Below are 4,674 nucleotides of genomic sequence, written 5' to 3'. Positions count from 1 at the left end.
TAATGGTGGAGTCGGGTATTGGAACTCTTTGAATGCCTCCCGCCCTCGGGGCCCTGCGTGGGTCCCCGGCGTGCTGCAGACATGTATCAGGTCAGGTCGGTGCGAGGGTCGATAGCCCAGTGGTTGGTTTGCAGGACTCGACCGGCGAATGGCACGTCTTGCTTGCCCAGGAATCGGAAGCCGAGCGTGCGGCAGATGCCGTTGGACGGGGCGTTGGTTGTCGCCGGGAATGCGTGTATCACGCCCCACCGGCCGTCGTCGCGGGCCAGTTCAAGCAGCGCGCGGACGCCCTGCTTTCCAAGTCCCCGTCCCTGGTACTCCGGCAGGACCATCCAGCCGATCTCGGAGATGCGCTCGCCATCTGCGTCGTGGGGCCACAAGGTCACGGTTCCCGCGACCACGCCCGGCTCGGCCTCATCGGGCACGATCATCTTTGTCCAGTCGGTGTCCGCTGCCACTCGTTGAACATCACGTTGGACCTTCGCCTCCATGCCTTCGCGAGGCACCGGTCCGCCCAGCTCGGCCATCATGACCGGGTCGCATCGCATCCGGACGTAGGCGTCGACGTCGCCGTACTCAACATCACGTAGCAGCATCTGTGTTGCTCCCTTGCCTTTGGATTCAGACGTCATGGTGACGGCGGCTGACCTCGGCCGCGTAGGCGCCCCAGTCCCCGGCGGCGGCTCGCTGCCATTTGACGGCGACGGTGATGTCGATGCCGAGGGTGCGGGCGAGGACGGCGGCGGGCAGCTCGGTGGCGAGCTGGAACAGCGCGGTCGAGCGGGCTTCCGCGAGCCGGATGCCGAGCTTGCGGAGCCTCTCGCCCATGGCCCAGGCGCTGATCGGACGGCCGGGCTGGCCGCCGGGGAAGAGCCAGGGTGAGTCTGTCTGGGCGAGGACGGCATGGCTGCGGCGAACCGCGACCTGTTGCAGGGCCAGGTCAGCGACGGGTGCGGGAAGCTCGACTGGGACGGCGCCGAGGCGGATGCGGACGGCTCCGTCCGTCTCCTCGATGTGGTCGACGGTGAGCCGGGAGATCGCCGCGGGCCACTGGGCATAGAGGAGCAACAGCAGTCCGGCCAGGCGGTCTTCGGGCTTGAGGGTGTCGTCGTGCAGCAGGCGGCGGGCGGTGTCCCAGCGGGCTTCGTCGTCCATGGCCTGGGAGGGGCCGTTCCATCGCTCGGCCGGGAAGCTGAGATCGCGGGCGATCTTCTGGGCCAGGGCCCAGCGAACGAAGTGGCCTGCCTCCCGGCGGTGGCGGGCGTCGTCGCTGGTCATCCAGCGTTCAAGGTCGGCCTGGCGGCAGGTGGTCAGGGTGAGGTTATGTTCTTCGAGCCAGTCCAGGAGGTGAACTGCCGCCCGCAGATGCTGGCGGGCGACCGTGAGCTGGTAGTGCGTGATGTCCTTGCCGCGGCTGCGCCGGCGGAGCCGGCGCAGGAGGTGCCATGTCGCGTACCGGTGCAGGATTTTCCGGCCCTCGGCTGTCGCGTGGGAGGAGACGAGGTCCTTCACGTGCCGTTCGAGACGGACCATCTGCTCATCTCGCTGAGGCAGGGATCCGGTGGCGACGAGGACGCTGCGGATGTGCTCGACGACCTTGCCTTCAGGGAGCTCGTCCAGGGCCTTGTGAGTGAGAGGCCGGCGGCCGGAGCCGAGATCGGACAGGACGGTGGAGACGATGCCCTTGGAGAGCCAACGCATCGCGGTGCCGGCCCGTTCGGTGTCGGCCAGGGCGTCGTGAAGGAGCTGTAGCTTCGGGTTTATGGAGCCGGTGCCATCGGCGAGGAGTTCGTGGAGCCGCTGCTTGAGGGTGCAGCGGGGGCACGGTCCCGGTGCGTGCAGCCGTTCGGCTTGTCTGCAGGTGGGACAGGGGCGCCAGAGCTCGGCGTCCGGCGTGGTGCAGGGGCCGCAGACGGGGGCATCGGCGGTGCCGGAGTGGATGCCGCGCATTCGTCCGCAGACGGTGCAGTGGCCTTGGCGCCTGTCACAGCCGCCGCAGCGGGGCAGGCCGGTGAGCTTCGAGAGCATGCAGGATGCGGTGCGGCCGCAGATCGAGCAAAGCAGGATGGGCAGGGGACGGCAGTTCGGGCAGATCGGCCCGTCCGCGGTGCGGTTGCTGACCATGCGTGACTCGCCGCAGACGATGCAGGTCTCCAGGTTTGCCGGGTCCTTGACCAGGCAGCTCGGACACAGTGGTCGCCCGTCGGCGTCGCGGGTGGCTGGCTCTCGCCGAGCACCACAACGTACGCATTCTTCGAATCGGGACTTGGCGATGCAGTTTCGGCAGACCCGCTGCCCGTCGAGCGGCTTGTCGATGCGGACCACCCGGTGGCAGCGAGGGCAGGCGGGCCGGACGATCCCGGCGACGCCAGCCTCGTGCAGCAGGTCGATAAACCGCAGGATGGCGCGATGCGGCGCCAGGTATCCCTCCCCGGTCAGCAGACGAGGGTTCTCCTCCAGAGCCCAGACCAGTCTCTGCCGGTAGGTGGGACGGCTGGGTGCCGTGCGGCGAAGGGCTTCGGCGATCACGTCGCGGTCAGCGTCCTGGGCGATCGCGGTGATCAGTTCGTGGACGACCGTCACGGGATCGCGGTCATCCTTGTCGGGACACATCTTGCAGCGGGGTAGGCCCTTGCGGTCCCGGAAGCTGATGCGTCGGACGTTTCCGCAGGTGGTGCACTCAACGGTCTCCTGCCCGCAGACCGAGCAGTACCAGTCCTGGCCCTTGCGCTGGATGGTTCGCAGCTGCTTGCCGCACTCCGCGCAGACCGGTGCCGCGATCGCCAAGGCGCCGGCCTTGCGGAGCTCGATGAGTAGATCGCCGATCGCCCGGGGCGCTGGGGACTTGCCGTCGGTCAGGACGGCCGACCGCATCACCAAAGCCTTGGCCACCTGGCGGGACTTCGCTCGACCGCCCGCGACCGCGGTGACCACGGCCCGGATCCTCTCGGCGCCGAGTTCCTTCTCGACATTGGTGACGAGGTCTGTGATCAGGCCGATCGGGTCCGCGACGGCACGATCCAGCTGGTCAGCCGTGGTCAAGGCCCGTCAACTCCTCTGATCCGAGCACGCTTGGGACGCAGTCCGCCGAGTCCCTCCGACTCGGGCGCCGAGCCGGCGGCGGCTGCCTTCTTCGGCTTCTTCGCGGTGCCGGCTGCCGCGATGGGCTCGATGAGGTCGTCCATGGTGCAGTCGAGGATGTCGAGCAGGGCCATGAGGATCTTCAGGCTCAGTCGCTCCGGTCGCTCGACGACGAGCCGGTAGACCTGGCTCGTGGACAGCGTGATGCCGCGTTCGGCGAGCAGTGGAAGGAGGTCGGTGGTGGAGAACATCCCGCGGTCGGCCATGACTTTGCGCAGGTGCCAGTGGTAGTCGAGCTTGGCGGCCATCGCCGGATCCCTCCTCATCAGGCCCCGGCGAACGCCGGGGCCAGTGCCTTGTGCAGGGAAGTGTTCATGTAGTCGTCGCTGACGTGCGTGTAGATGGCCAGGGAGCTGTCGCACTCGTGGCCGACCTGCTGCTGGATGAAGCGCCGGTCCACGCCGTCCTCGGTCAGGTGCGTGACGTACGAATGCCGAAGACTGTGCGGGGTCAGCTCTTTCGTCAGCCCGAGAGCGTCCCGGTATGCCTCGAACCGGTCGTTGATCGAGCCGGGCTGCAGGCGGCCACCGCGCTCGGTGATCCACAGAGCAGGGTGATCGGGGAACCCAAAGCGCGGGCGGACGTTCTCGACGTAGTCGGCGACCGCCTCGACGGCCCAGTCCATCACCGACAGCACGTTCCGCCGGCGCGGTGGCTGGCCCTTCTTCGCCTTGCCGTAGCGGACGTTGAGCGTGCCGTACCGGCCGAACTGCCGGGCCTGCGGGTTGCGTCCAAAGTCGACCACGTCGAGCTTGGAGGTCTCGGTCCGGCGTAGGCCCCACCCGTAGACCACCTTGAACAATGTGGCGTCGCGGTAGGCCGCCAAGGCGCCCTTGCGTTTCGCCCGTACCGCTCGTTCGACCTGGTCGTCGGCGTAGTCGAGGAAGAGCTGCAGCTCTTTCCGCGTGAAGGGCCTCGCCTCCGGATCGCCTTCGTAATCCTGCAGGTGAGGCAGGGTATTCCACTCATGGCAGATCGCCACCGGAAAGGTGCCGAAGGCTTCCTCGCATGCCGGACCCCAGCCGTATCGGGCGTCGATGAGGAGCTCGGTGAACAGCCGGATGATGCCCTGGTAGCTGCGGATCGTCGACGGCGCCAAGTGCTTCTCGCTCGTCAACGATGCCGACCACTCATCCAGGTGGGCGGGCGTCCATCGCCACGGGTACTCGTTCGTGAAGTCCAGGAACCGGCGGATCAGCCGTTCCCTCGGGTCGATCGTGTCGTCCTTCAGCCCTCGCGACTTCTGCTGAGCACGCCAACCGCGCAGCATCGCGTCGAACATCGCGTCCTCGGGGCGCAGCTGGACCACTCCGGAGACGAGCTCCATGTGGGCCGCCCCGGCCAGGGCCACCTTGCGCTGATGCACCACTCCAGACCATCCCTTCTGGAGAGCAGATCATGCATCAGACGGGATAGGCTCGGCAACATCCCTGCTCAGGAGGCCAGTTCGTGGAAACTACGGACTCCTTCCGTTTCCCTCCGTGACCAGGCGACCTGCGGCTTCTCGCCCGCCTGATGCAATTCCCGAGGGTT

Annotated in this window: 4 protein-coding genes; all 4 read right to left on the bottom strand. The window is 67.5% G+C overall.

Annotation, left to right across the window (positions count from 1 at the left end; translation table 11 throughout):
• Nucleotides 1-86: 86 nt before the first annotated feature.
• The 4 genes from Sri02f_RS40685 to Sri02f_RS40670 are packed head-to-tail and all read right to left on the bottom strand — an operon-like array spanning nucleotide 87 to nucleotide 4,510.
• Entirely contained in the window at nucleotides 87-596 is a 510-nt protein-coding gene (locus Sri02f_RS40685) for a GNAT family N-acetyltransferase (protein WP_109006309.1), read from the bottom strand.
• Nucleotides 597-621: 25 nt separating this feature from the next.
• The gene (locus Sri02f_RS40680; protein ID WP_109006308.1) at nucleotides 622-3,042 is read right to left on the bottom strand and encodes a hypothetical protein; all 2,421 of its coding nucleotides are present in this window, start codon (nucleotides 3,040-3,042) and stop codon (nucleotides 622-624) included.
• Nucleotides 3,039-3,389 (bottom strand): helix-turn-helix domain-containing protein, encoded by a 351-nt coding sequence (locus Sri02f_RS40675; protein ID WP_109006307.1) that lies wholly within the window; start codon nucleotides 3,387-3,389, stop codon nucleotides 3,039-3,041. Before Sri02f_RS40675 ends, Sri02f_RS40680 begins: the two co-directional genes overlap by 4 nt.
• Nucleotides 3,390-3,406: 17 nt before the next feature.
• Nucleotides 3,407-4,510, bottom strand: coding sequence for a tyrosine-type recombinase/integrase (locus Sri02f_RS40670; protein ID WP_109006306.1), 1,104 nt, complete (start codon nucleotides 4,508-4,510; stop codon nucleotides 3,407-3,409).
• Nucleotides 4,511-4,674 lie beyond the last annotated feature (164 nt).

This window comes from Streptomyces rishiriensis, assembly GCF_003112535.1.
GTDB classification, from domain to species: domain Bacteria; phylum Actinomycetota; class Actinomycetes; order Streptomycetales; family Streptomycetaceae; genus Streptomyces; species Streptomyces rishiriensis.
This window is presented reverse-complemented; position numbering and strand designations above follow the sequence as displayed.